The organism is Streptomyces sp. MGP-BFMKR1, from assembly GCF_057766585.1.
Genome location: NZ_CM173408.1, coordinates 4,640,309 through 4,663,596, shown reverse-complemented (window position 1 = coordinate 4,663,596; position 23,288 = coordinate 4,640,309). Strand labels below are relative to the sequence as shown.

Below are 23,288 nucleotides of genomic sequence, written 5' to 3'. Positions count from 1 at the left end.
GCGGTCGGCCGACGCGGTTCAGCCCGTCGTGATCGTGTCCTCAGCAAGGGCCACCGCCTCCCCCTGGAGCGTGATGGCCAGCGGGCCTGGCCCTGCCGCGCGGGTCTCGACCCGCACGTGCACGAGTTCTCCCTCTCGGCTCATGGTGATCCTGGCGTCGCGCGGCGCGGCCGATCGAGCGGCGGCCATCGCCGCGGCCGGTGTCTCCGAACGTGCCGCGGCCCGGGCGCCCGCCCGCGCCGCGTCCACGCACTGGATGTGCGCGGAGGCGGCCATCAACCCCCAGATCAACATCAGGGTGAACAGGGCCAGTGTCGGTAGGACAACCGCCGCCTCCGCGCTGACGGCCCCGCGATCACCACACCGAGCCGTACGTGGAGGAGCACCACGGGCCCCTGGGGCCCGCGTCGGGCCGCGTCCAGATCGCCCAACCGGCCTTCTAGAACTGCGCATCGAGCGCCTTCTGGATGACCGACTGGAGCGCACCCGTGACGGCCCCACTCGTCACCACCTTGTACAGGACGGCCGCGAACGCACACGCGGCGATCGTCCCCACCGCGTACTCGGCGGTCGCCATCCCCGCATCCAGCCTGCTCCGAAGCGCCGCCCGCCAGTTCACGCACCGCCGGGCACCCCAAAGCACCAGCCTCATCGTCCCCACGTTTCCCTCATCTCCTCGTCGTTGTTGTGTGTCGCTCAGGTAGTCAGCAGTCCGTCCGCCAGCCCGATGACCACCGGTGCCACGCCCACCAGCAAGAAAGCGGGCAGGAAGCACAGGCCGAGCGGGGCGGTGGCGAGGACCCCGGCGCGCCTGGCCCTGGCCGTGGCGGCTCGGCCGCGATCCGCTCGGCAGTCGGCGGCCAGGCGCGTGACGGGCTCGACGGCGGGCGCGCCCGTCACCGTTGCTCGCTCCAGCGACCGGGCGAGCCCAGCGGCGCCCGGCAGGGCGGCTACGCGCCCCCAGACGGCGGAGGGTTCGCCGCCGAGGCGCAGCTCCGCCGCCGCCCAGGCGAGGTGCCGCCCCAGGGGCCCACCCAACGAGTTCCCCACCGCTTCGGCAGCCTCCGGCGGCCCCGCCCCCGCGGCCAGACAAGCAGCCAACATCTCGGCTGTGAGCGGCAGTTGGGAAGCGATCAGCGCCTCCTGCTCGCCCGAGAGCGCGACGCCCGCCGTGCCGATCTCCCCCTCAACCAGCTCGCCTTCGTGCGTGGCTCCGCTCTTTCGTTGCCACCGCCAGGTGCCGTACGTCAGGGCGAGCCCCGCTCCGTACCCCATCCAGCCGTCGAGGAGGATGGGGCCAAGGCACCCGCAGCCGCCGGCAGTCAGGCGTTTCCGTACGATCCCGATGCGTGTCGCAGCCGGCCGCTCGAAGGGGGGCCAACGGCACCAAGCCCGGGTCGCGCCTCCTTGCGGAGCACGCGAATCGCCCGGCCAGAGTGCGGCCAGCCGCCGTGCGCCACGCCGGGCCCGTGCCGCGCCGAACGCCAGCGCCGCGCACCCAGCAAAGCACGCCAGCGAAACAACCATCCCCAGCCTGTGGATAACTTCTCCGAACACCGCACACCCACCCAATCAACCCGGTTAGTCCTGCTTTGTGGCACGCTTCGTCGGCTCTGCGGCGCGACGAACGATGTGCGCGGTCCAGGCCAAGCCCGCCCACTCCAGCAGCACACCGAGCAGCAGGCAGCTCAGACCGGCGGGGGTGTGGAGGAGGACGTGCAGCGGAGCAGCGCCGAGCACACTGCCCAGCACGAGCCCGAACGCGGGCAACAGGGTGAGCATCGCGGCCGTCGATCGCACGCCCGCCAACTGCGCCCGTAACTCCTCACGTTGGTCGCGCTCCGCGCGCAGAGCCGCCGCGACGCGATCGAGCCCGTCCGCGAGCCCCGCGCCCCCGTCGACCGCCACCTGCCAGCACGCGGCCACCCCCGCCAACCCTTCCGCGCCCGGCAACCGAGCCACCTGACGCAGCGCGGTGGGCACGTCGCCGCCGAAGCGTGCGGCCGTCGTGACCGCTTCCCACCCGTCGGGCAGGTCCGCCAGGTCGACGGACCGCAGGGCTTCCCCGGGTTGCCGCCCGGCGCGCAGTTCGCCGGCGACGGCGGCGCAGAGTCCGATCACTGCCGCGCTCCGGAGCGCTCGGCGCCGCTCCACCGCCCGGGCCCGCCGCCACCGCCAGCTCACGGGAGCCGCCAGCGCGGCACCGAGCAGGGGCAGTAGGGAGTCAGTCAGCAAGGCGAGCACGCATCCCGCCGGCAGGCAGGCCAGCTCGCCGCCGAGGTCCCATCGCCGCACCGGGGCCGGCAGTCGTTCGCGCCAGCGCAGCCAGCCGCCACCCTGGCCCAAGGGCGCGAGGAGACGCGCGAGGCCGCCACTCGGTCCCATGCGCTCGCTTGGCCTCGATGTGGTGACGCTCGCCGGGGGCACCGCGCAGTCCGCCAGTATCAGCCTGCCGCGCCGCAGGCGGCGATCCGAACCCGCGCCGTCCCACATGACCGCGACCAGGCAGAGCACCACGGCGCACAGCACCAGAGGCTCAACCGTCACCGCGCCGCCCGTCATGCGCCGCCACCTCCCCGCGCGCACAGCTGCTCCAGACGGGCCCAGCCTGGCGCCCGCTGGAATCCGTGCGGGCCCCATAGGGCCGCGGGAGCCGTCGTTACCAGCCCTTCCCGATCGCGCTCCAGCACGTGCAGTTCGGCGATCCGACGGCGTCCTCGCCGGTCTCTCGCCAGATGAACGATCACGGACAGCGCCGCGGCCAACTGGCTGTGCAGCGCCGCCCGATCGAGCCCGGCCGTCGAGCCCAGCGCCTCCAGCCGGGCCGGAACGTCTCCCGCCGCATTCGCGTGGACCGTCCCGCAGCCACCTTCGTGGCCGGTGTTCAACGCCGACAGCAGGTCCGTCACCTCGGGCCCGCGCACCTCGCCCACCACCAGTCGGTCGGGTCTCATGCGCAACGCCTGCCGCACCAGGTCGCGCAACGTCACCAGGCCACGGCCCTCCTGGTTGGCGGGGCGCGTCTCCAGCCGTACGACATGGGGGTGGTCAGGCCGCAGCTCCGCGGAATCCTCGGCCAGCACAATGCGCTCACCCGGCCCCACCAGGCCCAGCAGGGTGCTCAACAGGGTCGTCTTCCCCGACCCCGTGCCACCGCTGATGACGTACGAGAGCCGGGCGTCCAGGATCGCCCGGAGCAGCGCTTCCCCGCCGGGCGGCACCGTGCCCGCCGCCACCAGCTCGGCGAGCGTGAACGCCCGGGGGCGCACCACGCGCAGCGACAGGCACGTGCTCGCCACGGCGACCGGGGGCAGCACGGCGTGCAACCGCGTGCCGTCCGGCAGCCGGGCGTCCACCCAGGGCTTCGCGTCGTCGAGCCTGCGGCCGGCCACGGCCGCCAGCCGCTGCGCGAGCCTGCGCACGGCCGCCGCGTCGGCGAACTGGACCTCCGTGCGCTCCAACCCCGCACCCCGGTCGATCCAGACCTGGTCGGGCGCGGTGACCAATACGTCGGTGACGTCCGGGAGGGCGAGCAACGGTTCGAGGGGGCCAGCGCCCACCAGCTCGGAGCGCAGGTCCCGCACGACTCCGAGGACTTCCGTGTCACCGAGAAGCCGTCCTTCCGCCCGCAACGCGGCGGCCACGCGCGCCGGCGTCGGGTCCGCTCCGCTGCCCGCCAACCGCGTGCGCACGGCATCCAGCAGGGTGCTGCTCATGCGACACCCCCGCCGGGCAGCGCCCGCGCCCAGAAGTCGGCACAGAACCTGGCGAGTGGTCCACGCTCGCTCGTACCCGGCGGTTCGCCCGACTCCAGCGCCGCGAGCAGGCCCGATTCGGGCGGCAGCTCGCCGGCCAGCGGAAGGTCAAGCAGCCGGGCGACCTCCTCGTCAGCCAGCCCGTCGCCGGTCGGGCCCCTGACCACCACCCGCAGATCGCGCAGCACCATCCGCACGCAGGAGGCAACCCGATGAGCCGCCGCCACGGACCTCAGCTCGGCTGGCACCACCAGGAGCGCCATGTCGAGCTGTGCGAGCACCTCGGCCGCGGCGCTGTCCACACGTCGCGGCAGATCGACCACGACGGCACCGCCTCGGCGGCGTGCCGCGGCGAGGACCGAGCGGACCGCCGGCGCCGGAACGGCCACCACGCTGCCCCGGTCCCAACTGAGCAGGCGCAGGGAGTGCAACTCGGGCAGCGACTCCTCGAGTGCTCCCGCCGCCACTCGGCCCTGCGACTCGGCGAAGGCCGGCCACCTGAGCCCCGGCGCGCTCTCCCCACCGAGCAGGACGTCGAGGCCGCCACCCAGCGGATCGCCGTCGATGAGCATGGTGCGCTGCCCAGCCCGAGCGGCCGACACCGCGAGGGCGCAGGCCAGGGTGCTGGCTCCGGCGCCGCCCCTGCCCCCGATGACGCCAACGGTGACGGCCTGGTCGCCCACGCCCTCGGTGACGTCGGCGATCCGGTCCACGAGCCAGGTCTCGGCATCGGGCAGGAAGAGCACGCACTCGGCCCCCATTTCGATGCCCCGCCGCCAGATGCCCGGGTCATCGAGGTCCCGGCCGATGAGCAGCACACCCTGCCTGCGGGGTACGCCCGCCAAGCGCCGTGCGCAGTCGTCGCCGACGAGAACCAGAGGCGCGCCTTCCCACCCGCTACTGCCGGCGAGCGTTCCATGCGCCACTTCCGGCGCCGAGCCGGCTGCGGCGCACAACCGCAACAAGTCGTCGAGAAGCGCTTCGTCTTCCGTCACGATCAGCGGTCTACGCCGTAGATCGGTGGCCTCCCCCAGTTGACCGGAGGCGTTAGTTCCAGCCATGGTCCCCTCCTCATCTCGCTACCCGCTGTCGAACCCGCGAACATCGCGGGAATCGACTGTGCAGCGATCCAAGAAATCTCGGGGATCTTGGTCCAAAACTGTGGATAACTCGTCGGCTGTGAATATCGCCGTCCCCTAAACCGGCGACTTCCACGCCAACGCTGCGATTACGCAGGGTTACGGGGCAGACTCATGGAGGGAGCACGACGAACGGACACCAGGGGAGAAAAATGATCAAGAGCGACGCACCGAAAGGCGTCTGGACATGCGACGACCCCCGCCGGGGGGGAGAGCGGGGGTCGTCCCCACGACCGACTCGGGGGGGGAGGAGCCGGACGGGGTTAGCACGGTCGCGAACGATCCGTGACTTCCATGGTGTACCCGAGGGCCTTCCTAAGCAAACCCACTCGCCGCCGCTTACGCCGAATGGTGGGCCCTATGCTCAGCTTGTGGAAAACCACTCCTTGCCGCGCACAGCCGCCTTCTTTGATCTGGACAAGACGGTCATTGCGAAGTCGAGCACTCTCACGTTCAGCAAGTCCTTCTACCAGGGCGGCCTGATCAACCGCCGAGCCGTACTACGCACCGCATATGCACAGTTCGTCTTCCTTGTCGGAGGCGTCGACCACGACCAGATGGAGCGGATGCGGGAATATCTTTCCGCGCTCTGCCGCGGTTGGAACGTACAACAGGTGCGGGAGATAGTGGCTGAAACTCTGCACGACCTGATCGACCCCATCATCTACGACGAGGCCGCCTCCCTCATCGAAGAGCACCACGCGGCGGGCCGCGACGTCGTGATCGTCAGCACCTCCGGAGCGGAGGTCGTCGAGCCCATCGGAGCGCTACTCGGCGCCGATCGGGTCGTGGCCACCCGGATGGTGGTCGAGGACGGCTGCTTCACGGGCGAGGTGGAGTACTACGCGTACGGCCCCACCAAGGCCGAAGCCATAGCCGAGTTGGCCGAGTCCGAGGGTTACGACCTGTCGCGCTCGTACGCGTACAGCGACTCCGTCACGGACGTCCCCATGCTGGAGTCAGTCGGCCACCCACACGCCGTGAACCCCGACCGGAGCCTGCGCCGGGAGGCGAGCGCCCGTGGTTGGCCCATCCTGAACTTCAACCGCCCGGTTCGACTGAAGCAACGCGTCCCCTCCCTGTCCATGCCACCGCCCCCGGTGCTGGCGGCAGCCGCCGCCGTAGGAGCCGCCGCCGCGGCGGGGCTGGTCTGGTACACGGCTCGACGCCGTACGCCCACACGCAGTCTCGTCGCCCTGCAAGCCGGGCAGAGTGCCCGAGTTTGACACCAAAAGTAAATATCTGCGAGAGGGGGTTCCGCTTCCTCGCCGAGGAGAGTAGAAAGGAATCAACGGCCCGCGAGACCAGGGGACATCCGAGAGGAAGCCCTTCGTATCAAGGCCCACGGACCGCGCACAGACGCTTGGCACCCACGCGACGCCGACCCGTCGATTACGGGCCAGCCGCACCAGGAAGCGGGCAAAGTTCCCGACCTGATGGGCAGAGTTTCGAGCACGCATGGTAACCGAGCGGATGTGCCAGCGGCGGCACCATAAGCAACTGGTGCCGCCGCAACTCTGCCCGCGACACACAGTGCGTCGCGTCAACCCGCTCACCACAGCAGCGTCACCAGTCCGGCTTCGCCAACCCCCGCCCAGTCACAGCGGCACCGGACGTTCGGGGCCGATGCGTAGCCACGAGCAACCCCACGCGTGCGGCGAGGAGACCCGCCCCCCGTCAGGCCGCTCCGCGCTGGAGCGCCTCACACACGGCGGTGGTCTCGCGCACCCCGAGTTCGACCGCCCGCCCACAGTGCACGATCCACGCGGCGACCCCCTCGGGGGTTCCCGACGCATAGCCCTCCAGGGCGCCGACGTACTCGGCCCGCCCCTGTTCGGCGTAGCCGACCTCAGCCGGGCAGATCGACTTGGGGTCCAACCCGCTACCGACCAGAACCACCCGTTCAGCGGCGCGAGCGACAAGCCCGTTGTGCGAACCGAACGGCCGCAGCGCGAGCAGTTCCCCGTGCACGACAGCCGCGACCACCAGAGCGGGAGCCTCCGTGCCCGCGAGCAGCAAACGAGCCAGCCCGTCCAGTCGACCCGCCACCTCGTCAGCGTCCGGCAACGGCAGTTCGATCAGGGGCTCGTCCACCCCTTCGCCAGCCAGCCTGGGCCGCCCCACCACATCCGTCTCGCCAGCCACCGACCCGCCTCGTGCGACATCGCCCGCCGCTACGAGATGCAGCCTGGCCAGCACCCGAAGTGGCGACTGCCGCCACACGCTGAGCAGTTGCCCCGCCTCGGCCGTGAGACGCAGTGCCGCCCCAACGGTGCGCGGTTCACCCTGTGCGCCGAAGTCGGTGCGCCGCCGCACCTCCTCCAGCGCCCAGTCGGCGCCGGCGAGCGCCGCCGATCCGCGAGCACCGCGCAGCGCGGCCTCGGCGGTGACCTCGTGGCTGCGCCGGCGCATGACCCGGTGGCCGTACGCCCGGTCAACGGCCTTGCGGACGGCGTCGACGGAGTCGGCGACGCCAGGCAGGGCCACCAATGCGGACAGCGGATCGGATGTCGCACTACTCATGAGTACGACACTACGCACATCGGAGGCCGCGCCCCTCATTGGAGTGGTCTTCTTCACCAAGAGCAGCATCCAGCCCCACCCGCCCATCTACGCTAGGTGAACATGAAGATCGCTTTCGTGGGGAAGGGCGGCAGCGGCAAGACCACGCTGTCCTCGCTCTTCATCCGTCACCTCGCCGCCGCCCGCGTCCCCGTCATCGCCATCGACGCGGACATCAACCAACACCTGGCAGCCGCGCTCGGCCTGGACGAACACGCGGATTCCGCACCGCCCGCCATGGGTGCCCAACTCCCGCTCATCAAGGAGTACCTGCGCGGCACCAACCCGCGCATCGCCTCGGCCGAGACCATGATCAAGACGACGCCTCCCGGGGCCGGGTCGCGGCTGCTGCGGGTCGGCGACGACAACCCCGTCTTCGACGCCTGCGCCCGCACGGTCCGTCTCGACGACGGCGAGGCGCGCCTGATGGCGACCGGCCCCTTCACCGAGTCCGACCTCGGCGTGGCCTGCTACCACTCCAAGGTCGGCGCGGTGGAGCTGTGCCTGAACCACCTCGTCGACGGCCGAGAGGAGTTCATCGTCGTGGACATGACGGCGGGCAGCGACTCCTTCGCCTCCGGCATGTTCACCCGCTTTGACATGACGTTCCTCGTGGCGGAACCGACCAGGAAGGGAACCGCGGTCTACCGGCAGTACAAGGAGTACGCGCGGGACTTCGGCGTCGCGCTGCGCGTGGTGGGCAACAAGGTGCAGGGCCCCGACGACCTCGCCTTCCTGCGCGACGAGGTCGGCGAGGACCTGCTCGTCACCTTCGGCCACTCGGAGTGGGTCCGGGCCATGGAAAAGGGCCGTCCGCCCCGGTTCGACACGCTGGAAGCGACCAACCGGCAGGCGCTGCGCGTCCTCCACGAGACCGCGGACGCCGCGTACGCGTCGCGCGACTGGGAGCGCTACACCCGCCAGATGGTCCACTTCCACCTCAAGAACGCGGAGAGCTGGGGGAACGCGCGGACCGGCGCGGACCTGGCGGCCCAGGTCGATCCGGCGTTCACCCTGGACGAGCGATCCGCCGCTAGCCGGCAACCGGCCTGAGCCAGCCCCTGACACCACTGCTGTACGGCTGCCCCACGGCTCCGGGCGACCCTTCAGCGACACGCGGTGCGGTCCCCGACTGCCCGGGGGCGGGGTGCGCGCCGTGCGTACGCGCCGCGTGAGCGCCCTGGTCCGTGGCGCGGTCCTCGGTCGCCGCGTCGCTCGCGGGGCGCTGCCCGTCCGGCGGGGTCACGGCCGACGGGGCCGTGGTGGGGTCGAGGTACGCGGCCCAGCCACCCTTCGGCCGCTCACCGACGTCCAGCTTGCGCAGCTTCTCCAGGACTCGCGGGTCCTGGGCGTCCATCCAGTCGGCGAGCTGCTTGAACGACACGCAGCGCACGTCCGGTCGTGGGCACACCCTCTTGATGGTCTCCTCGACGGCACGCATGTACGTGCCGCCGTTCCATGACTCGAAGTGGTTGCCGACCAGCAGCGGCGCCCGATTGCCGCGGTACGCGCGGTCGAAGGCGGCCAACAGTCCGTCGCGCATCTGGTTGCCCCAGGTGGCGTGCTTGGCGCGGTCTCCGCGGGTCGTGCCGGACTGGTTGACCAGGAAGTTGTAGTCCATGGACAGCGTCTCGAAGGCGCGTCCCGGCATGGGGACCTGCTGCAGCGGGAAGTCCCAGATGCCGCCCTGCTTGGTGGGCCAGACCTGCCGGCCGCCGGAGGCGCTGGCGTCGTAGCGGAAGCCCATGGAGCGGGCGGCGGGTATCAGGTTGCGCTGGCCTTCGAGGCAGGGGGCACGGCCTCCGACGAGTTCCGCGCTGTAGTCGAACGGCAGCGGCTGGGCGTCGAGGAGGCCGGTGTTGGTCTTCCAGTTCTTGACGAACGACTCGGCCTGCCGGATCTCGCTGCGCCACTCGTCCACCGACCAGGTGCCGACACCCCTGTCGGGGCCGCAGAAGTGGCCGTTGAAGTGTGTGCCTATCTCGTTGCCGTCACGCCACGCCCCGGCGAGCTGCGCGGCGGTGGCCCGTATGCCCTTGATGTCGTTGAAGCCGATGTCCGAGGCGCCGGGCGCGTGCTGGGGCGGGCGGTAGAGCTCCTTCTTGCTCTCGGGGAGCATGTACACACCGCTGAGGAAGTACGTCATCGTCGCGTCGTACCGGTTCCCCACCTCGCGGAACCGGGAGAACAGTCGCTGACTGTCCTCGCCAGCGCCGTCCCAGGAGAAGACGACGAACTGCGGCGGTCGCTGTCCGGCGCGCAGACGCTGGACGTTCGGCTGACGGGGCTGGGCGCCGGTGTACGCGGTCGAGCCGTCGCCTATCAGGCGCAAGGGCTTCGCGGCCTTGGGCGCCGGCGCCTTCTCCTCGCTCTCCGCGTCGGAGTCCCCTGAGCCGCCGGAGCAACCGGCTATCCCGACGAGTATCGCCGTCAGGAACAGCCCCGCCGTGGCCTTGCGTGCAGTCGTCATCTGCCGCCTCGCTTCCTGACTTCTGAGCGCCCACGGAGAAGCGGGCAAACACCTCATAAGTCATCTAATAGGTAAGAAGCGAGGAGACTTCCTAAACCGGCACTCACTCGATAGGTGGAATGACTGGCGCGGCCGATCGGAACCTCTTCCGTGCGGCCTTTACCTGGGATTACGATTCGTTTACCGATGCTTGAGAGTAACGGATCGAGTGCACACCGTTATCGCTCACGGTGGGTTCGCCCCTTTTAGCGCCATATCTGGCCGAACCCCCCAGTCGCTGCCGGTCACCCACCCCGTAGTCCGGCGCACGGGCATCGCCCCGGCACCGCCGCCAACCGCAGTCCTGGCTCAGCGGTGCACGGCTTCCTCTAGACCACCCATACGGGGGCTCCGTCGGAGCCCACAGCAGCCCACCGCAGTACGCCGTGCCCACGGTCGTGGCCTCGTCCGCGACCGCGCAGACCCGGAGGAGACGGGAATGTTGCAGCTCTGGAGCCAGGTCGACCGCGCCTCCGCGCGCAGGGACCTCGCTGCCTCGATCGTCATCTTTCTCATCGCCATCCCCCTCTCACTCGGGTTGGCGTTGGCCACTGGCGCGCCCCTTCAGGCCGGGCTCATCGCAGCCGCCGTCGGTGGCATCGTGGCGGGGCTGCTCGGCGGTGCTCCGCTCCAGGTCAGCGGCGCCGCTACCGGGCTGGTCGTGGTCACGGCCGACCTGGTCCAGCGCTACGGGTGGTCCGCGACGTGCGCCATCACCGTGGCGGCGGGGTTGGCCCAGATGGCCCTGGGGGCGCTGCGGGTCGCCCGGGCGGCGCTCGCGGTCAGCCCGGCGATCGTGCACGGGATGCTGGCGGGTATCGGCGTGGTCATCGCCATCGGCCAGTTGAGGGTCATGCTCGGCGAGAACCCGGGCGGCTCGACCGTCGACAACCTCACCGCTCTCGCATCCGAACTGTTCCGCCCGCACGCCGCGGCGATGCTGGTCGGCGCGGTGACGGTCGCCGTGCTCGTGTTCTGGCCACGGCTCCCGGGCCGCGGCGGGCGGCTGGCGCGGCTGGTCCCGGCCCCGTTGGCCGCGGTCGGCGCCGGGACCGCGCTGAGCGCCGGGCTCACCGTCCCCCGCGTCGACCTGCCCTCGTTGCAGTTCCAGGGCCTGCCATCGCCGCCGGATGGCCCGGTGCTCGGGGTGGCCGCCGCCGTGCTGACGGTGACGTTGGTGGCCAGCATGGAGTCCCTGCTCTCCGCCGTCGCGGTCGACCGGTTGCAGGCCACGCGACCCGGCACGCGCGCGACACAGACCCGGCTGGACCGCGAGTTGGCCGGGCAGGGGGCGGCCAACGTGGCCTCCGGCCTCCTCGGCGGCCTACCGGTGGCCGGTGGCGCCATGCGCGGCTCGGCCAACGTGAAGGCCGGGGCGGCGAGTCGGGGTTCCACCGTGCTGCACGGGATCTGGGTCCTGCTGTGCACCGGGCTGCTCGCCACGGCGCTGGAGTTCATCCCCCTGGCGGCGCTGGCGGCACTGGTCATGATGGTCGGCATCCAGATGGTGAACTTCGCGCACATCAAGCACGTCCAGCGGCATCGCGAGTTCCCGGTCTACGCGGCGACCCTGGGGTCGGTCATCCTCTTCGGAGTACTACAGGGCGTGGCCATCGGCGGAGTGGTGGCCGTCATCACCGCGTTCCGCCGCCTCACCCGCACCCAGATCACGGTCACCGGCGAGACCGACTGCCTCCGAGTACGCGTCAACGGCCAGCTCACCTTCCTCGCCGTGCCCCGACTGAGCCGCGTACTGAGCCAACTGCCGGACCGTCGCAGCGTGGTGGTCGAGCTGCACGGCTCGTTCATGGACCACGCGGCGTACGACGCCCTCCAGTCCTGGGCCCAGGGGTACCGCTCGGCCGGCGGTTGGGTGCAACTCGGCGGGCGCACCGGTCGCCCCCTGGTCGAGCCGGCCAGCGCCCACGCGCATGCCCAGCCGTGTAGACCCTGGATGCCGTGGCGCAACCACCACTGCACCCGGCCCCTGGCCCCCGCTCGACAGGACAAGCCGAGCAGCAGTCAGCTCATCGGCGGAGTCAGCGCCTTCCAGCGCAACACCGCGCCTCTGGTCCGCGAGGAGTTGGCCCGGCTGGCGCGCGAGGGTCAGCGTCCCAGCCAGCTCTTCCTGACCTGCGCGGACTCCCGTCTCGTCACCAGCATGATCACCTCCAGTGGGCCGGGGGACCTGTTCACCGTGCGCAACGTCGGGAACCTGACGCCGCCGTCGGACGACGACAGCGCCTGCGACTCGGTGGCCGCGGCCATCGAGTACGCGGTGGACGTACTGGAGGTCAGCTCCCTGACCGTCTGCGGGCACTCGGGGTGCGGAGCCATGCAGGCGCTGCTCAACTCCGTGGGCAAGCCCGCCGACGACACCTCGCTCTCCCGCTGGTTGCGCCATGGTTGGCCCAGCCTGGAACGACTGGAGCGGATCAAGAAACGAGAGGCCGAGCAGGCGTCCGGCGGTGATGCGAGCCCCCACCCGACCGTGGCCCTCGACGGGCGTCCGGTGGCGGACGACACGGAGTTGCTGGCCCTGGTGAACGTGCAGCAGCAGCTTGAGCACCTGATGGCCCACGCGTGCGTGGCTCGCCGGGTGCGCGAGGGCACGCTCGCGCTGCACGGCATGTACTTCCACGTGGCGGAAGCCCAGGCGTACGTCCTGGACCCCGCCTCCGGAGTGTTCTCCGCCGTCGCGCCGGAGCGCCCGGCCCGACCGGAGCACGCCGATCTTTCCGATCAGCTTCCCGACGCGCTCCTGGCACCGGAGGCCGCGCTCCTGCCCGGATCGGGCCCTTACACGGACGAGCAGCGCGAGTGGGACCGCGACCACGCCTGCCCCCGGCCACCGCACACCGGCGGGGCGGATCGGGCGGAGGCCACCGCGCTGCGCCTGGGCTCCCGGCAGGACGAGCCTGCGAGCGGCCGACCGCGTCCGCACGAACACGCGCCTTCGACGGCGGGCTCCGGGACGACCCGGGTCCCCGAGCCGGCCGGCAGCGCGACCCGCTCGGCAGGCCATGCGGGCCAGGGCGTTCGGGCGACGGGCGCGGCCTCGGGCGCGGCGGCGGGCGGGGAGACCGGTCGGGATCGCGGTTCGGGCCCGCACTCCACCGAGACCGCGGGCTCGGCCGGGCCGGGGCACGCGGGCGAGGGGGCTGCTCCCCGCGGGGCCGGCACAACGCACCGTGATCAGCGTCCGCACAACCAGTCAGGCAAGGCCATGCCGTAAGAATCCCGGAAGCGGCCGGAAGCAGGGGCCAGGCGGCGACACCCGGTAAAGGTCTACACCAATTTTTATCAACAGCCCTTGTCAGAGCGTGCCGCAGGCTGATGAGCTATGAGCTGGGACACAACGGGCACCCTGGGAATGGGAGAAGTCGTGAGCAACGAAAGCCTGGCCAACCTGCTTCGTGAGGAGCGGCGTTTTGCGCCACCCGCCGACCTGGCCGCGAACGCCAATGTCACCGCGGAGGCGTACGAGCAGGCGAAGGCTGATCGGCTGGGCTTCTGGGCCGAGCAGGCCCGTCGGCTGAGCTGGGAGACGGAGCCGACCCAGACGCTGGACTGGTCGAACCCGCCCTTCGCGAAGTGGTTCGCCGACGGCAAGTTGAACGTCGCGTACAACTGCGTCGACCGGCACGTGGAGAACGGGCTCGGCGACCGCGTCGCGATCCACTTCGAAGGTGAGCCGGGCGACACGCGCGCGATCACCTACGCGGAGTTGCAGCGCGAGGTGTCGCGGGCGGCCAACGCGCTGACGGAACTGGGCGTGGCGGCCGGGGACCGGGTGGCGATCTACCTGCCGATGATCCCCGAGGCCGTGATCTCGATGCTGGCGTGCGCGCGCATCGGCGCACCGCACTCGCTGGTGTTCGGCGGTTTCTCGGCGGACGCGCTGGCCACGCGGATCAACGACGCGGACGCCCGCGTCGTGATCACCGCCGACGGTGGCTACCGCCGCGGCAAGCCGTCGGCCCTCAAGCCCGCCGTGGACGAGGCCCTGACCCGCCCGGGCACCGAGAACGTGCGCAGCGTCCTGGTGGTCCGCCGCACCGGAGAGGACACGGCGTGGACCGAGGGCCGCGACGTGTGGTGGCACGACGTGGTGGGGCGCCAGTCCGACCAGCACACCCCGGAGGCGTTCGAGGCGGAGCACCCGCTGTTCATCCTGTACACCTCGGGCACCACGGGTAAGCCGAAGGGCATCCTGCACACCACGGGTGGCTACCTGACGCAGATCTCGTACACGCACAGCGCGGTGTTCGACCTCAAGCCGGAGACGGACGTCTTCTGGTGCACGGCGGACGTCGGCTGGGTGACCGGCCACTCGTACATCGTCTACGGGCCGCTCTCCAACGGCGCCACGGAGGTGCTGTACGAGGGCACGCCGGACTCGCCGCACCAGGGGCGCTGGTGGGAGATCGTGCAGAAGTACGGGGTCTCCATCCTCTACACCGCCCCGACGGCGATTCGCGCCTGCATGAAGTGGGGCGATGACATTCCGGCGAAGTACGACCTGTCGTCGCTGCGCATCCTCGGGTCGGTCGGTGAGCCGATCAACCCCGAGGCGTGGATGTGGTACCGCAAGCACATCGGCGGGGACCGGGCGCCGATCGTGGACACCTGGTGGCAGACCGAGACCGGCGGCATGATGATCAGCCCCCTGCCGGGCGTGACCGCCACGAAGCCGGGTTCGGCGCAGGTTCCGCTGCCCGGCATCGCGGCCACCGTGGTCGACGACGACGCGAACGAGGTACCGAACGGGTCCGGTGGGTACCTGGTGCTGACCGAGCCGTGGCCGTCGATGCTCCGCACGATCTGGGGTGACGACCAGCGCTACCTGGACACCTACTGGTCCCGCTTCGAGAACCGGTACTTCGCGGGCGACGGCGCGAAGAAGGACGAGGACGGCGACATCTGGCTGCTCGGCCGGGTGGACGACGTCATGCTCGTCTCCGGGCACAACATCTCCACCACCGAGGTGGAGTCGGCGCTCGTCTCGCACCCCAAGGTCGCCGAGGCGGCGGTGGTCGGCGCGGCTGACCCGCAGACCACTCAGGCCATCTGCGCCTTCGTGATCCTGCGCGGCGGGGTGACGGAGGACGCGGGTCTCGTCGACGAGCTGCGGGCGCACGTCGCCAAGGCCCTGGGGCCGATCGCCAAGCCGAAGCGCATCCTCCCGGTCGCCGAGCTGCCCAAGACCCGCTCCGGAAAGATCATGCGGCGACTGCTGCGGGACGTCGCGGAGAACCGCGACCTCGGCGACGTCACCACGCTGACCGACTCCTCGGTCATGGACCTGATTCAGTCGCAGCTCCCGGGCGCCGCCAGCGACGACTGAGTGGAGGACTGAGCGGGAGTAGGCAGCACACCACCCGGAAGACGGGGACGCGCCGGGCCAGCCAGCCCGGCGCGTCGCTGGCCGGCCCACAGCCCAGCCAGGGCGGGCCGGCCACGGCACCCCACGGCCGGCCCCGCCGCCCCGCGCCCGCCACGCCCACCCCCATGGGCCGGCCCGCGTCCGGCGCCATCCGCCTCGGCCCCACCCCCGCACGACCCGCCGCGCGCCGGGCCTGACACCTCGCCGCGCGCCGGGCTTGGCGCCTCACCGCGCGCCGGGCCTCGCGCCAGGCGGCCCCCAGCGACTGAGGCCCGCGTCGCGGGGTACCGGCAGCAGCGGAAGCACGCAGCTCAACCCCGTGAGGACGGGACCGCCCAGCGAAAGTCGCGGCTGCGCGGCTGGAGCGCGGATCGGCCGTTCCGGTTAAGGTGGGGGCCGTCGCGTAAATTTGGCGACAAAGTTACAGGGTGCGCCGGGAAGTCTGGTCGGCATACACCACAGGTGTATCCGCAGCCGCCCCGCTCCTGGAGGTCAGCCCGTCGTGGCCACGCCCGGTAACCGTAAATTCCTTGGACGACTCTCCCTCCCCGAGCGGAACTACGTCGCGGAAGCGCTCCGCACGGAGACGGTGGGCGGCGTACTGCTGCTCGTCGCCGCGGTGGCGGCCCTGCTGCTGACCAACACGCCACTCGGCGACACGTACAACGACGTCCGGGACTTCTCGTTCGGGCCCGAATCCCTCCACCTGCACCTGAGCGTCGGCGCGTGGGCCCAGGACGGCCTGCTCACCATCTTCTTCTTCGTCGCCGGCATCGAGCTCAAGCGCGAACTCGTGGCGGGCGAGCTGCGCGACCCGAAGGCCGCCGCGCTGCCGGTGATCGCGGCGGTGTGCGGCATGGCGATGCCCGCGCTCGTCTACGTCGTGGTCTCCCTCAGCGGCGGCGGCAGCCTGGACGGCTGGGCGGTGCCGACGGCGACGGACATCGCGTTCGCGCTGGCCGTGCTCGCCGTGATCGGGACCGCGCTGCCCGCCTCGTTGCGCGCGTTTCTGCTCACCCTGGCGGTCGTTGACGACCTGTTCGCGATCCTGATCATCGCGGTCTTCTTCACGACCGACATCAACGTGGTCGCGCTCGTGCTCTCCTTCGTCGGGCTCGCCGTCTTCTGGGGGCTGCTCCGGCTGGGGGTGCGCGGCTGGTACGTGTACCTGCCGCTGGCCGTGGTGATCTGGGCGTTCATGCACGCCAGCGGCGTGCACGCGACGGTCGCCGGCGTGGCCATGGGCCTGATGCTGCGGTGCACCGTGCGCGAGGGTGAGGAGCACTCCCCCGGCGAGCGCATCGAGCACCTGGTGCGGCCGGTGTCGGCGGGGCTGGCGGTGCCGCTGTTCGCGCTGTTCGCGGCGGGCGTCTCCATCTCGGGCGGCGCGGTGGCCGACGTGTTCACCAAGCCGGAGACGCTGGGCGTGGTGCTCGGCCTGGTGATCGGCAAGACCATAGGGGTCTTCGGCGGCTCGTGGCTGGCCGCTCGGTTCACCAAGGCGGAGCTGAACGACGAACTGGCCTGGGCCGACGTGCTGGCCGTCGCCTCGCTCGCGGGCATCGGCTTCACCGTCTCGCTGCTCATCGGCGAGCTGGCCTTCACCGACGACCCGCTGCTGGCCGACGAGGTGAAGGCGGCGGTGCTGATCGGCTCGGTGCTGGCCGCGGTCTTCGCCAGCGTGCTGCTCAAGATGCGTAACAACAAGTACAAGAAGTTGTACGAAGAGGAGGAGCGGGACGAGGATCAGGACGGCGTTCCGGACATCTACGAACTCGACCAGCCTGACTACCACCTCCGAATGGCGGCGATCTACGAGGAGAAGGCCGCCGAACACCGCAGACTGGCGGAGGCTGCCGCGGCATCACAGCGCACCGACGGCGACGGTCCGGCATGATCTAAGAGGCTTCAGATCCGCGCCAAGCCGGTAGAAGCTCCGTAGTACGTCCGTACGCGGCCCCGCGGGGCCGGCAGCTAGAGGAACGAGGGAGACAGGCGATGAGCGCAGCCGACGAGGGCGGAAACCGTAGCCTCGGGCAGCTGGTGTCCACGGCCACCAGTGAACTGTCCGCGTTGGTGCACGACGAGATCGCGCTGGCCAAGGCCGAGTTGCGGCAGGACGTCAAGCGCGTCGTGATGGGCAGCACCGCGGGGATCGTGGCCGGTGTCCTGCTGCTGTTCTCACTGCCGGTGCTCAGCTTCGCCCTCGCGTACGGCCTCCACGCCTGGACCGACCTGGGCCTGGCCTGGTGCTTCCTGATCGTGGGCGGCCTGTACTGGCTCCTCGCGATCGTGCTCGGGCTGATGGCGCTGGCCAAGTTCAAGAAGGTCAAGCCGCCGCAGAAGTCCATCGCTTCGGCCAAGGAGACCGCCGCCGTGCTGGGCAACGTCAAGCCCCACCCCCGCGCGCCGGGCGAGGCCGTCCCCTCCGGCGCCCACGTTGTGACACGCTCGACTGCATGACGGCTCCGGAACCCCCTGCTCGGCTCGCGTCCGTCGTACGACCCGACGGCCCGTGGACACACCGGGACGTCGCGGCGAACGGCGCGAGGTTTCACATCGCCGAGATGGGCGATGGGCCGCTGGTCCTGTTGCTGCACGGCTTCCCGCAGTTCTGGTGGGCGTGGCGGCACCAGTTGCCGCGGCTCGCCGAGGCCGGGTTCCGCGCGGTGGCGATGGACCTGCGCGGGGTGGGCGGCAGCGACCGTACGCCCCGCGGCTACGACCCGGCCAACCTCGCGCTCGACGTCACCGGGATGATCCGGTCGCTCGGCGAGCCGGACGCCGCGCTCGTCGGGCACGACCTCGGCGGCTACCTGGCGTGGACGGCCGCGGTGATGCGGCCCAAGTTGGTGCGCCGGTTGGTCGTGTGCTCGGCGCCGCATCCGCGCCGCTGGCGTTCGGCCATGCTCAGGGACGTCAAGCAGAGTCGGGCCAGCAGCCACGTGTGGAGCTTCCAGCGCCCGTGGCTGCCCGAGCGGCAACTCGTCGCGGATGACGCCGCGCTGGTCGGACGGCTGGTCACGGACTGGTCCGGGCCGCGGCTGCCCGACGAGGAGGCCGTGGAGGTCTACCGGCAGGCGATGCGCATCCCCTCCACCGCGCACTGCTCCGTCGAGCCCTACCGGTGGCTGGTGCGCTCGCTCGCGCGCCCGGACGGCGCGCAGTTCTACCGTCGGATGAAGCGCCCGGTGCGGGTGCCGACGCTGCACCTGCACGGCTCGCTCGATCCGGTGACGCGGGTACGCAGCGCGGCGGGGTCCGGCGAGTACGTCGAGGCGCCGTACCGCTGGCGGCTCTTCGACGGGCTGGGCCACTTCCCTCCCGAGGAGGACCCGATCGCGTTCTCCACGGAATTGATCAACTGGTTGCAGGACCCGGAACCCGACCGCTGAAGCGGCCGGGTGACGCGGAGCCCGTACGGCGACGGGTGCGCCACCCGAGCGGGCCGGTCGCCGCCGAACAGGGTGGTCGCCGCCGAACAGGGGGCCGCATCGCGCGCGCCGGCGCCCGGCGCCCGGTACGCCCTCCCCGACCGCCCGGGTCCTGAATGCGCCGCGCCCGAGCCGGCGCTCGGCGGGGCCGGGTAGCGTTGCCGTACGAGGCCGCCGGCGCGTACGCTCTCCGCCGCTGTCGTACGCCGTTCGCGGGCGTGCGAGGGTCCGGAGTGCGCCGGCGCGTTCGGCGGCTCGCCGAAGCGATCCGACGCCGTGTACCTGGGGCTTCCGCTTGCCTGCCGCATAGGCCAATTGACGGACCCGCAGGTGATTACCGACCTTGGGCCAGGGGCAGAGTCCCCGGTATGGGCTGGACGCACGACTACCGTGACGCAGCGAACGATCGCGGCCTCGACGCCGCGCTAACCGTCTCCGAGCGGGGCGGCCCCGGGCAAGTACCGGGCCATGATCCTCGTATCGGCATTCCCCGCATCATCCGCCGCCGCGCCCGCTGGGTGTCGGCGCGGCTGCGCCATCCGCGTAGCCGATAGCAGCACTTCCGGCGAGCGGACCGCCCGCCCCGTGCGGCGGACTCCTCTCGTCGGTTCCCCGGTTTCCCGTACCGCGCGCCAAGCGGTCAGCGTGCTCCCGGAGCGATGAGGGGCAGCGTGCGGAGCCCGTACTCGTCGGGCGTCGCACGCCGCGTGACACGCCCCTGCCAGGAGCCGTTCGCCGCCGTGCCGGGCCCGGCCGTACCGCGCCGCTCACCTTCAGCGCACCGTGGCACACCGCTGACACGGCATGAGGGGACGCGGCGCGGGTGCTTCCGGTTAGCCGGCGTGCGCCGGCGCTGGTGCCCGCATGGGCTGCTGCGCGCCCAGGGCTGCGTGGATGCCGTCGCCTCGGGGGCACGGGCCGGGCGTACCGGCGCGGGCTGGGCCAGGCGTACCGGCGCGGACTGGGTCGGGCGGGCTGGGCTGGGCGGGCTGGCGCGGGCGTGTGGGTGGCGCGGGCCTCGGCAGAACGCGCGCGGGCGCGTAGGGGAGCGGGGTGGTTCGCCTGTTCCGCTCCCCTACGCGCCCGCTCACATGGCGCAGCCCTGGGTGTCCACCTGGTCGTCGGCCGTGCGGCCTTCCGTGATGTTCTCCTGGACCTCGCTGGCGGTCAGCGCGTACCCCGTGTTGGCGTCGTCGAGGGAGCGCGCGAAGACGACGCCGTAGACGCGGCCCTCGGGGGTCAACAGGGGCCCGCCCGAGTTGCCCTGGCGGACGGTGGTGTAGAGGGAGTAGACGTCGCGGTGGACCGTGCCGCGGTGGTACATGTCCGGACCGTCGGCCTCGATGCGGCCACGGACGCGAGCCGCCTGCACGTTGAAGTCGCCGTTCTCCGGGAAGCCCGCCACGATCGCGCCGTCGCCGCTGCCCGCGTCACCCTCCGCGAACCGGAGGGCGGGGGCGCGCAGCGCGGGGACGTCCAGTACGGCGATGTCGCGCTTCCAGTCGTAGAGCACGACCTCCGCGTCGTACAGCCTGCCCTCCCCGCCGATCTGCACGGTGGGCTCGTCGACACCGCCGACGACGTGGGCGTTGGTCATCACGCGGTGCGGCGCGTAGACGAAGCCCGTGCCCTCCAGGACCTTGCCGCAGCTCGACGCGGTGCCGACCACCTTGACGATGCTCTGCCGGGCGCGCTCCACGGCGGGGCTGTTGGCGAGCTTGGGGTCGGGGGCCGGCACGGAGGTGATCGGCTCCTCCGCGAACGGCGAGAACACCTGCGGAAAACGGTTCTCCGCCAGCACCGAACTGAAGTCGTCGAACCAGGTGTTGGCTTCCTCGGGGACCACGCGGGCCACGCCGAGCAGCACCTTGGAGTTGCGGACCTCCTTGCCCAGCGTGGGCAACGAGCTGCCGGCGATGGCGGACCCGATCAGCCAGGCGACCAGCAGCATCGCCATGACGTTGACCAGCGCACCGCCGGTGGCGTCGATGGCGCGCGCCGGCGACCAGGTGATGTGCCGGCGCAGCTTGTTGCCCAGGTGGGTGGTGCACGCCTGGCCGATGCTGGCGCACACGATCACGATGACGACCGCGGAGATCGCGCCGAACGAGCCCGGTGAGGCGTTGTCGGTGGTCCGGTCCCATATGACCGGCAGCAGGTACAGGGCGACCAGGCCGCCGCCGAGGAACCCGGTGACCGACAGCACGCCGACGACGAAGCCCTGGCGGTAGCCGATGACGGCGAACCACGCGGCGGCGACCAGCAGCAGGATGTCCAGCACGTTCACGAAGTCACCGTCTCACGCACGCCAGTCGAGCGGGACGTGGCGTTCCCTGTCCCACGGCCGTTCCCAGCCAGCGAAGTGCAGGATGCGGTCGATGACGCCAGCCGTGAACCCCCAGACCAGCGCGCCGCCGACGAGGAAGGCCGGCCCCCGGTGGCCGCTGGGGTGCACGGCGACGGCGCGGTTGGCCGGGTCCGTCAGCTCGGCCACCGGCACCGTGAACACCCTCGCGGTCTCGGCCGGGTCGACCGGCGCGACCGGGCTCGGCCGGCGCCACCAGCCGAGGACCGGGGTCACGACGAACTCGCTGACCGGGATGTACAGCCGCGGCAGCACGCCGAAGAGCTGTACGCCTGACGGATCGAGGCCGGTCTCCTCCTCCGCCTCGCGCAGCGCCGCGCGCAGCGGCCCGTCCCCCACCGGATCGCCGTCCTCCGGATCGAGCGCCCCGCCGGGGAAGGAGGGCTGCCCGGCGTGGGAGCGCAGCGTGCCGGCGCGCTCCATGAGGAGGAGTTCGGGGCCGCCCGGGCCCACGAACGGAGGGCTGAGCGCGGGGGCGACGGCGCCGCGGGCGCGTTCGGCCTCGCGGGCGCCGCCACGTTCCGCGGCGCCTCCGGGTTCGGGGTGACGCGCGCCGGCGTACGCACCGGGCGCGGGTCCGTCGGCCGCCCCTGGCTCCCCGGTCGCCGCGCGCCGGTGCGGTGCGCCCCCGGGCGCGGGCGCCCGCGCCGGCTCACCGGTCGACGCCGACCCGCGCCCCTGCGCCGTGGAGCCCTGCGCCGAGGAACCCTGCGTCGTGGCGGGCTCGGCGGGCGGGCCCTCGCCGAAGAGGACCAGGACGGCGGACTGCCGGCCCGAGCCGTTCTCGGGTGGCAGAAACCGGCTGAGTTGACGCGGCTCTATGGTGCGCGCCGCCCGCGCGACCGGGAGCAGCCAGTCAGGCAGCCCCTGCTCACTGACGGGCACCGGCCGACCGCCCCTGGCCGCTCCCCCGGCACCCGCCGGCGCGCGTACGCCCCCCGCCGGGCTACCGGGCGCCGAGCCGCCCCCGAGCGGAGCGCCGCCAGGCCCCCGGCGTCCGGGCCGCGAGCCACCGGGTCCCGGGCCGCCGGCCGCGAGGCCCCCACCGCGCGCGGCGCCCGCGCCGGGGGCCGCCGCGTCTCCCGATCCGTCCGTCACGCGGCCCCCAGCGGCGGGGCGGGCTGGCCGGGGAAGTCGGCGGGAGGCCGCAGCCGCTGGCCCGGCTGGCCGCCCATCTCGTACTTCAGCAGCTTCCGCGCCTTCTCCGGATCGGTCTCGCCCTCCCCGTACGACGGGCAGAGCGGGGCGATCGGGCAGGCGCCGCACGCGGGCTTGCGCGCGTGGCAGACGCGGCGACCGTGGAAGATGATGCGGTGCGAGAGCATCGTCCACTCGCTCTTCGGGAACAGTGCGGCGATCTCCGCCTCGACCTTCTCCGGGTCCTCCTGCGTCGTCCACTTCCAGCGCCGCACCAGCCGCCCGAAGTGGGTGTCCACAGTGAGTCCGGGGACTCCGAAGGCATTGCCCAACACGACGTTGGCCGTCTTGCGGCCAACGCCGGGCAGCGTCACCAGGTCCTCAAGGCGGCCCGGCACCTCGCCGTCGAAGCGGTCGCGCAGCGCGACGGACAGGCCGAGCAGCGACTTCGCCTTGGCCCGGAAGAAGCCGGTCGGGCGGATGAGCTGCTCCAGGGCCTCGGGCTCGGCCGCCGCCATCTCCTCGGGCGTCGGGTAGGCGCGGAAGAGGGCCGGCGTCGTCTGGTTCACCCGCAGGTCGGTGGTCTGGGCCGAGAGCACCGTGGCCACCAGGAGCTGGAACGGGTTCTCGAAGTCCAGCTCCGGATGCGCGTACGGATACGTCTCGGCCAGCTCGCGGTTGATGCGCCGGGCGCGGCGGACCAGCGCGAGGCGCGATTCTGGCTTGCCCGGTTTCGCGGCCTTGGCGGCTTTCGCGGCGGGCGGCTGAGAGCGTTCGCTCACAGCAGAACTACCTGATGCGGACGGTTTCCCCCTGCCTCCGTCGGAGGGCCCTCCCGGCCCCTTGCCCTGTGCTCTCACCGGCGTATTGGACACTCGGCCAGCGTAAGGCCAGCCACCGACATCCGCCCCGAGCGCCGGAAAACCACTGCACGATCGGACCCCTGCCGTAGGGTCCTTGATGTCGGTGCGTCAAACTTGTGATTGATCGCACTGTTTTAC

Annotated in this window: 19 protein-coding genes; 8 read left to right on the top strand and 11 right to left on the bottom strand. The window is 71.7% G+C overall.

What is annotated here, in order from left to right; all coding sequences use genetic code 11:
* Positions 1–18: 18 nt before the first annotated feature.
* The 6 genes from AC3CHW_RS18185 to ssd all read right to left on the bottom strand — a co-directional run bounded on the left by AC3CHW_RS18185 (position 19) and on the right by ssd (position 4,816).
* Positions 19–453, bottom strand: a complete 435-nt coding sequence (locus AC3CHW_RS18185; RefSeq protein ID WP_488467144.1) for a TadE family type IV pilus minor pilin — start codon at positions 451–453, stop codon at positions 19–21.
* The gene (locus AC3CHW_RS18180; protein WP_488467143.1) at positions 440–652 is read right to left on the bottom strand and encodes a DUF4244 domain-containing protein; all 213 of its coding nucleotides are present in this window, start codon (positions 650–652) and stop codon (positions 440–442) included. The genes AC3CHW_RS18185 and AC3CHW_RS18180 overlap by 14 nt, the downstream gene beginning before the upstream one ends.
* 44 nt (positions 653–696) lie before the next feature.
* The gene (locus AC3CHW_RS18175; RefSeq protein ID WP_488467142.1) at positions 697–1,275 is read right to left on the bottom strand and encodes a type II secretion system F family protein; all 579 of its coding nucleotides are present in this window, start codon (positions 1,273–1,275) and stop codon (positions 697–699) included.
* A 306-nt stretch (positions 1,276–1,581) separates the two neighbouring features.
* Positions 1,582–2,547, bottom strand: coding sequence for a type II secretion system F family protein (locus tag AC3CHW_RS18170; protein WP_488467141.1), 966 nt, complete (start codon positions 2,545–2,547; stop codon positions 1,582–1,584).
* 11 nt (positions 2,548–2,558) lie between these two features.
* A complete protein-coding gene (locus tag AC3CHW_RS18165; protein WP_381160545.1) occupies positions 2,559–3,716 on the bottom strand; it encodes a TadA family conjugal transfer-associated ATPase in 1,158 nt (385 codons plus the stop codon).
* Entirely contained in the window at positions 3,713–4,816 is a 1,104-nt protein-coding gene (gene ssd / locus AC3CHW_RS18160) for a septum site-determining protein Ssd (RefSeq protein ID WP_488467140.1), read from the bottom strand. The genes AC3CHW_RS18165 and ssd overlap by 4 nt, the downstream gene beginning before the upstream one ends.
* Positions 4,817–5,265: 449 nt before the next feature.
* Here ssd and AC3CHW_RS18155 point away from each other — a divergent pair, with 449 nt between their 5' ends.
* Positions 5,266–6,120, top strand: coding sequence for an HAD family hydrolase (locus AC3CHW_RS18155; RefSeq protein ID WP_398608148.1), 855 nt, complete (start codon positions 5,266–5,268; stop codon positions 6,118–6,120).
* Between the two features lie 451 nt (positions 6,121–6,571).
* Here the strand turns inward: AC3CHW_RS18155 and AC3CHW_RS18150 are convergent, their stop codons facing one another.
* Entirely contained in the window at positions 6,572–7,417 is an 846-nt protein-coding gene (locus AC3CHW_RS18150; protein WP_488467139.1) for a Fic family protein, read from the bottom strand.
* A 102-nt stretch (positions 7,418–7,519) separates the two neighbouring features.
* Here AC3CHW_RS18150 and AC3CHW_RS18145 point away from each other — a divergent pair, with 102 nt between their 5' ends.
* Positions 7,520–8,509 carry an ATP-binding protein gene (locus AC3CHW_RS18145; protein ID WP_466307903.1) on the top strand — a complete coding sequence of 330 codons (990 nt, stop codon included), beginning with the start codon at positions 7,520–7,522 and terminating at the stop codon, positions 8,507–8,509.
* Here AC3CHW_RS18145 and AC3CHW_RS18140 read toward each other — a convergent pair.
* Positions 8,490–9,926, bottom strand: a complete 1,437-nt coding sequence (locus tag AC3CHW_RS18140) for a polysaccharide deacetylase family protein (RefSeq protein WP_488467138.1) — start codon at positions 9,924–9,926, stop codon at positions 8,490–8,492. The genes AC3CHW_RS18145 and AC3CHW_RS18140 overlap by 20 nt on opposite strands.
* A gap of 478 nt (positions 9,927–10,404) precedes the next feature.
* Between AC3CHW_RS18140 and AC3CHW_RS18135 the strand changes: the two genes are divergently transcribed.
* The 6 genes from AC3CHW_RS18135 (at position 10,405) to AC3CHW_RS18110 (ending at position 19,339) form a co-directional block, all read left to right on the top strand.
* Positions 10,405–13,200, top strand: a complete 2,796-nt coding sequence (locus tag AC3CHW_RS18135; RefSeq protein ID WP_488467137.1) for a SulP family inorganic anion transporter — start codon at positions 10,405–10,407, stop codon at positions 13,198–13,200.
* A 150-nt stretch (positions 13,201–13,350) separates the two neighbouring features.
* Positions 13,351–15,312 carry an acetate--CoA ligase gene (gene acs / locus AC3CHW_RS18130; protein WP_217201660.1) on the top strand — a complete coding sequence of 654 codons (1,962 nt, stop codon included), beginning with the start codon at positions 13,351–13,353 and terminating at the stop codon, positions 15,310–15,312.
* Between the two features lie 541 nt (positions 15,313–15,853).
* Positions 15,854–17,248: a Na+/H+ antiporter NhaA gene (gene nhaA / locus AC3CHW_RS18125; RefSeq protein WP_488467136.1), complete on the top strand. Its 1,395-nt coding sequence runs from the start codon at positions 15,854–15,856 to the stop codon at positions 17,246–17,248.
* 101 nt (positions 17,249–17,349) lie between these two features.
* Positions 17,350–17,814 carry a phage holin family protein gene (locus AC3CHW_RS18120; RefSeq protein WP_381160529.1) on the top strand — a complete coding sequence of 155 codons (465 nt, stop codon included), beginning with the start codon at positions 17,350–17,352 and terminating at the stop codon, positions 17,812–17,814.
* Positions 17,811–18,746 (top strand): alpha/beta fold hydrolase, encoded by a 936-nt coding sequence (locus AC3CHW_RS18115; RefSeq protein WP_488467135.1) that lies wholly within the window; start codon positions 17,811–17,813, stop codon positions 18,744–18,746. The genes AC3CHW_RS18120 and AC3CHW_RS18115 overlap by 4 nt, the downstream gene beginning before the upstream one ends.
* Before the next feature lie 407 nt (positions 18,747–19,153).
* Positions 19,154–19,339 carry a hypothetical protein gene (locus AC3CHW_RS18110; RefSeq protein ID WP_232109925.1) on the top strand — a complete coding sequence of 62 codons (186 nt, stop codon included), beginning with the start codon at positions 19,154–19,156 and terminating at the stop codon, positions 19,337–19,339.
* Positions 19,340–19,872: 533 nt separating this feature from the next.
* Here the strand turns inward: AC3CHW_RS18110 and AC3CHW_RS18105 are convergent.
* The 3 genes from AC3CHW_RS18105 to nth all read right to left on the bottom strand — a co-directional run bounded on the left by AC3CHW_RS18105 (position 19,873) and on the right by nth (position 23,069).
* Positions 19,873–21,072: a MarP family serine protease gene (locus tag AC3CHW_RS18105; RefSeq protein ID WP_488467134.1), complete on the bottom strand. Its 1,200-nt coding sequence runs from the start codon at positions 21,070–21,072 to the stop codon at positions 19,873–19,875.
* A 12-nt stretch (positions 21,073–21,084) separates the two neighbouring features.
* Positions 21,085–22,035 carry an NUDIX hydrolase gene (locus AC3CHW_RS18100; protein WP_488467133.1) on the bottom strand — a complete coding sequence of 317 codons (951 nt, stop codon included), beginning with the start codon at positions 22,033–22,035 and terminating at the stop codon, positions 21,085–21,087.
* Positions 22,036–22,244: 209 nt separating this feature from the next.
* Positions 22,245–23,069 (bottom strand): endonuclease III, encoded by an 825-nt coding sequence (gene nth, locus AC3CHW_RS18095; protein WP_488467132.1) that lies wholly within the window; start codon positions 23,067–23,069, stop codon positions 22,245–22,247.
* Positions 23,070–23,288 lie beyond the last annotated feature (219 nt).